General features: G+C 46.2%; 3 protein-coding genes. All 3 read left to right on the top strand.

What is annotated here, in order from left to right; genetic code table 11:
• Positions 1 to 873, top strand: an 873-nt coding sequence (locus tag PLH26_RS18925) for an efflux RND transporter periplasmic adaptor subunit (RefSeq protein ID WP_324587586.1), incomplete at its 5' end; no start/stop codon positions are given.
• Between the two features lie 71 nt (positions 874 to 944).
• Positions 945 to 4070, top strand: coding sequence for an efflux RND transporter permease subunit (locus tag PLH26_RS18930; RefSeq protein ID WP_324587587.1), 3126 nt, complete (start codon positions 945 to 947; stop codon positions 4068 to 4070).
• A 58-nt stretch (positions 4071 to 4128) separates the two neighbouring features.
• Positions 4129 to 5520: an efflux transporter outer membrane subunit gene (locus PLH26_RS18935; protein WP_324587588.1), complete on the top strand. Its 1392-nt coding sequence runs from the start codon at positions 4129 to 4131 to the stop codon at positions 5518 to 5520.
• The last annotated feature ends 1042 nt before the right edge of the window (positions 5521 to 6562 follow it).

Genomic DNA, 6562 nt, shown 5'->3' on the forward strand with positions numbered 1-6562 from the left:
CAGTACGAGCAGGACGTGCGTACCGCGCAGGCGAATATCAAGATCGCGGAGGCAAATGTGAATGCTGCGGAAATGGAAGTGAATAAGGTACGACCACTGGTAGAAAAAAATATTATCAGTAAATATGAATTGGAGTCGGCCGAATTCAGCCTGCAGTCGAGGCAGGCAGCGTTGGCGCAGGCCCGGGCTTCACTGGCGAATGCGAGAACCAATCTTGGGTATACCAGCCCGGTAAATGGTGTGATCGGCAATCTGCCCTACAAGATCGGCAGCCTGGTAAGCAGCAATACGGCCTTACCGCTGACCATGGTTTCCAATATTGACAGTCTGTACGCTTATTTTTCCATCAATGAAAAACAGGCGCTGGAATTTGCCACTACGATTAAAGGCGCTACAGCCGCGGAAAGATTAAAATCCATTCCGCCGGTTGCGCTTGTATTGGCAACCGGCATGATCTTCCCTGAAAAAGGACATATTGAAACCGCCAGCGGGCTTATCAATACGGAAACCGGGTCGGTGCGGGTAAGGGCCACTTTCCCCAATCCCGGCAGCATAGTGCGCAGCGGCAGCAGTGGTATTGTAAGAATTCCTGCGAGGCTGGATGCTGCCATCCTGGTGCCCCAGAAGTCGACATATGAAATACAGGGAAAAAAATTTGTTTACCTGCTCGATAGTGCAGGAACAGTGAAAAGTGTTGAAATAAGGATCAGGGAAAATACGGGAGGGCAATATTTTGTTGTGGAGGAAGGACTGAAACCCGGTGATAAAATTATACTCGAAGGTGTGGCTACCCTGCGGGAGGGCGCGCCGGTAATTCCCAGGGAAGTGAATGCCGACAGTGTTTTTAACAGGAATGGGGCAGGTGGTGAGTAGTGAGTGGTGAGTGGTGAGTAGTGAGTGGTAAGTAGTAAGTGGAATGGCTTTTAAAATTTGAAAAGAAAATTATGTTTAACCGATTTATAGAACAGCCTGTACTGTCAACCGTTATTTCGATACTCATTGTAATACTGGGAGTACTTGGATTGAGTACCCTGCCTGTTTCACAGTATCCCGAAATTGCACCGCCAACGGTAGTGGTTTCTACTTCCTACCAGGGTGCGAATGCGGATGTGGTGCTCAATAGTGTGGTCATTCCGCTGGAGGAGCAGATCAATGGCGTGGAGGGAATGACCTATATGACATCTTCATCCGGGAATGACGGTACGGCGAGGATCACCGTTAATTTTAAGCTGGGCGTTGATCCCGACATGGCTTCGGTAAACGTTCAGAACCGGGTGGCGCTGGCAACCCCCCTCCTGCCACAGGAGGTAACGCGCTCCGGTGTTATAACCCGTAAAAGCCAAAGCAGTAACCTTGTTATTTTTTCCCTGTACAGCGAAAACCCTGCCTACGATCAAACTTTTTTGCAGAATTATGCGGAGATCAACCTGGTGCCCCTTATCAAACGCGTAACCGGTGTGGGTGATGCCAGTGCATTTGGTCGTATGGATTATTCCATGCGCATTTGGCTAAAGCCGGATATAATGGCCAGCTACGGGTTGGTGCCTTCCGATATAAGCGCCATACTGGCGGAACAAAATATTGAAGCCGCGCCCGGCCAGTTCGGAGAACAGGGGGACCAGTCTTTTCAGTATATTCTTAAATACAAAGGGCGTTTAAAAAGTGCGGAGGAGTTTGGCGATATGATCATCCGGTCGGCAGGCGGCGGACAAATACTCAGGCTTAAAGATGTGGCAAGAATTGAGCTCGGCGCTATGAGCTATGCCAGCAGCACTACCACCAATAGCTTTCCTTCCGTGGGTGTGGCCATCAGTCAAACGGCAGGATCCAATGCAAAGGAGGTAATAGAAGGCAGCTTAAAAGTACTCGATGATGCTGCGGTGTCCTTTCCTGAGGGAATTAAATACGTTAACATGGTAAACGCCAATGAGTTCCTCGATGCATCCATCAGCAAAGTGATCACTACACTTATAGAGGCTTTTATCCTGGTATTCATTGTGGTATTTCTTTTCCTGCAGGATTTCAGATCAACCCTTATTCCTGCCATTGCAGTGCCGGTTGCTATCGTAGGCACTTTTTTCTTTCTGGGGCTTTTCGGGTTTACCATCAACCTGCTTACTTTATTTGCCCTTGTATTGGCTATTGGTATTGTAGTGGATGACGCTATTGTGGTGGTAGAGGCAGCGCACGCCAAGCTTGATCAGGGTTACACATCGGCCGTTGCAGCTTCTAAAGATGCTATGAGTGAAATTACGGGAGCCATTATTTCTATAACCCTTGTAATGGCAGCCGTGTTTGTACCCGTAAGTTTTATCACCGGATCTGCCGGGGTTTTTTACAAACAGTTTGGTTTAACGCTGGCTATCGCTATTATTCTTTCTGCTGTTAATGCGTTAACATTAAGCCCCGCATTGTGTGCCATATTTCTCAAACCGGATAAGGAAAACGGGCATAAGAAAACCCTTTTGCAGCGTTTTTATACCGCGTTTAATGCTGGCTTCGATGCCACAAAAAAGAAATACGAGAGGGCTGTTTCCTTCCTGATCAAAAAAAAATGGATCGCATGGACAGGAATAGCCGTTTTTTCGGGGTTGTTTTATTTGCTTATGAAAACCACTCCCACCGCGTTTGTACCTAATGAGGATATGGGTTCCATTATGGCGGATATCGCTTTGCCGCCCTCTGCATCCACCGAAAGAACAGCCGCAATAACCGATGAAGTGGAGCGGTTGGCGAAAAGCATACCTGAAGTTGAAAACATTTTAAAGATCAACGGCAGGGGTATGATCAGCGGGGCCGGGAGCAACTATGGCATGGTGATCATGCGGTTGAAGCCCTGGGCGGAACGTAAAGGGAAAGGGCAGGATGTGCAATCGCTCATAGGGCAACTGTTCGCCAAAACCAGCAATATCCGGGATGCGAGGGTAGTGTTTTTTTCGCCGCCTACATTGCAGGGCTTCGGTATTTCCGGTGGTTTTTCTTTTGAGCTCCAGGACCGTACAGGGAAAGATATAGCCAGCTTTTATAAGGTGAGTACCGATTTTCTTACAGCGTTGAATGAAAGATCCGAGATTCAATATGCCACCACTTCTTTCAATCCCAATTTCCCGCAATACCAGGTAGATGTGAATGTGGCCAGGGCAAAAGAAGCGGGGCTTTCAACAAATGATATTCTCAATACATTGCAGGGTTACTATGGAGGCGTATATGCTTCCAATTTTAACCAGTTTGGTAAACAGTTCAGGGTAATGTACCAGGCCGAACCGGAATTCAGGGCCAACCCCGAAAGTCTGAATAATATATATGTGAGAAACAATAAAGGGGTCATGGCGCCTATTACGGGTTTTATCACACTGGAAAAAGTATATGGACCGCAATCTATCTCCCGCTTCAATCTGTATACTTCCATGAGCATTACCGGATCACCTAATACGGGCTACAGTTCCGGTGATGCCATAGCGGCGATAGAAGAAACGGCAACACAAATATTGCCGGCGGGTTACGGCTATGAGTATTCGGGAATGACGCGTGAAGAACTGTCGGCAGGCGCACAAACAGTATTTATTTTTATGCTGGTGATCTTATTTGTTTACTTGCTTCTTAGTGCCCAGTATGGGAGTTATATTTTACCTTTTTCTATCTTATTGTCGCTGCCCATAGGGCTTGCAGGGGCTTTCCTCTTTGCAAAGCTCTTTGGTATCAGCAATAATATTTACCTGCAGATCACATTGATCATGCTGGTAGGGCTACTGGCAAAAAATGCCATCCTCATTGTAGAATTTGCATTGGATCGAAGGCGGCAGGGCATGCCGGTGGTTGAAGCAGCCATACAGGGAGCGGAAGCCCGCCTGCGGCCCATACTGATGACATCCTTTGCTTTTATTTTCGGGTTGCTTCCGTTAATGGTGGCAACGGGCGCGGGCGCAACCGGCAACCGGTCCATAGGTACCGGTGCAGTGGGGGGTATGCTGATAGGAACAGTATTGGGCATATTTGTAATTCCTGTATTGTTCGTGGTATTCCAGTTACTGCAGGAAAAAATAAGTGGTCCGCCAAAACCGATAGTCTAACCTCAGCCCACAGTTAAGCAGGATGTGTAAAAAATTCATGTTTTTTAATAAGGAGCATATGACCTCAAAGATTTTTAAATATATATTTCTTATAGTTGCAGCCGCTTTTACAATGGCGGCCTGTAAGGTAACACAGCCTTATGAGGCGCCGGAGTTGGCGGCCACGAACCTTTACAGGGGGCAAAGTACGGAAGATACCACCACCGCAGCGGATTTGAAATGGACAGAGCTTTTTACGGATACCATACTGCAAAGACTTATCTCGGAGGGGCTTAGCCGCAATCCTGATCTGCAGATCGCGTATACCCGTATACAGCAGGCGCGGGCATATTACAGCCAGAGCAAAGCCGCTTTTTTGCCTTCCTTTGATGCCAATGCGGGCTTTTCAGCAGCCCGGCTGTCGGATGCACAGGGCTTAGGGATGCGGAACAGCGCAACACAATATGAGCTGGGTATTGCTTCATCGTGGGAAGCAGATATATGGGGCAAATTGAAGAGCAGCAAAAAGGCAAGTCTGGCCAGCCTTTTGCAAACAGAAGCGGCAGCCAGGGGCGTGCAAACGCGTTTGGTGGCGGATATTGCCACCTATTACTATTCTTTGATGGCCCTGGATCAGCAGTTGGATATCATACGGCAAACGGTGAGCAACTGGGATACTACCGTTCAAACCATGCGGTTATTAAAAGAATCAGCGCGGGTAACCGAAGCCGCGGTAGTGCAAAGTGAAGCGCAGCGTTATGCCGTCGAAGTAACGCTTCCCGATCTGAAGCAAAGTATAAAAGAAACGGAAAATGCTTTAAGCATCCTGCTGGGGTCGGCCCCTTCAGCCATTTACCGCGGTGATCTGGAAAGCCAGGAGGTAGCATCGCTTTTGCAAACCGGTGTTCCGGCACAATTATTGGCCAATAGGCCCGATGTGCAGGAAGCGGAACTCAACTTCAGGTATTATTTTGAACTCACCAATGTAGCCCGCACTTATTTTTATCCCTCTTTAAACATTACCGGTTCAGCAGGACTTTCTGCGCTTTCATTGGAAACCCTGTTTGACCCTGCCTCGTTTGCGGCAAGTATTGGTGCCGGTTTAACCCAACCCATTTTTAACCGGCGGGTCAATAAAACCCGGCTTGAAGTGGCCAAGGCGCAGCAGCAGGAGGCTTTGCTGGGCTTTCAAAATATTTTGCTCAATGCCGGACGGGAAGTATCGGATGCAATATCGTTATACGAAACGGCGGTAGATAAAATAAATATCCGTTCCAAACAAATGATGGCGTTGCGTAACTCGGTTGATTATTCGCAGGAACTTTTGGAAAACGGGTTTGCCAATTATACGGAAATTATAACGGCGCGTCAAAGCCTGCTGCAGGCCGAATTGGGAGGAGTGAATGATCATTTGCAGCAATTGCAGGCCGTGGTAAATCTTTACCGCTCACTGGGTGGTGGATGGAAATAACCGGTGCTGTAATGATGGGTGAAAGTTGAGTATGGCTTTGTTCCGGTCATGCAAAATTCCTGCGCAGACAGAACATATAATACCGGATCTGCCTTATAATTTGTTCCGTCGTCTTTGCTTTTCCATTTTTTGTTCTTCTACTTTATCCATTGATTTCGGGGATAAAAGCTTCTTTCTGTCTCTGTTGTTTTTTCGAATTAAAAAAACAATAAGCGAAACAGCTCCAATAAGCGCGATAATAATGGTAATCATAATGTAAACCTTATCAGTTCCGTACAGAAATTGTTCCACTCAATATAGCAATGACAACATTTACTTCAAGGTTATTTTTTTGTTAGCAAAAACCGGTAAGCTATATGTGTTTTCATCCAATAGTGCCGGCCTCTTTAAGTGAAACCGTATACGGCTGGCACTGGCTTCATAACCATCTGATAAAGAAATACATTTGACACCTTCTGCAGGCGAAGACCGTATGGATAACTGCATATGCGTTCGTGTATTAATTAATTCTGCTTTTTTGCGGATGTTTTACAATAGTCAAAATTAAACAAACGGGTATGAAGTGCAGGTGAAGGAAATATTAACTTTCAGTCATCCCTTTTGTTTTTGCGATAAATAAGGGGGAAGGGAAATGCTGTAAAAAAGCATGAACCGGAACGCTTGATGAGAAAACAATAAAATGAAAATACAATGTTCATATTCGGGTAACATTGTTTATGATATTGCTGCTTTATTCAAAAGCGGCCTGCCGTGGGCAGTGTCTCCACTGTGTACATGAAGCAAAGCAAAAGCAATGCAAATGCAGCGTGCCTTTTTTGATAAAAAGAGCATTGCATCAGCATTCACCGGGGGGTGAATTTAGTACCTGATCTATAAGCTATATATTATTGTTAATTGGGAATTAATCCATGAGGGTCAATAACAAATTTTTTGGCAGCGCCTTTATCAAAGTCCTTATAACCTTTTACAGATTCCGCCAGTGTGATCACTTCTACATTTACGGCATCTGCAATTTTTATCTTGTCATACAAAATAGCATTCA

It is taken from the genome of Agriterribacter sp., from assembly GCF_035444585.1.
In the GTDB taxonomy this organism is placed as follows: Bacteria; Bacteroidota; Bacteroidia; order Chitinophagales; family Chitinophagaceae; genus Agriterribacter.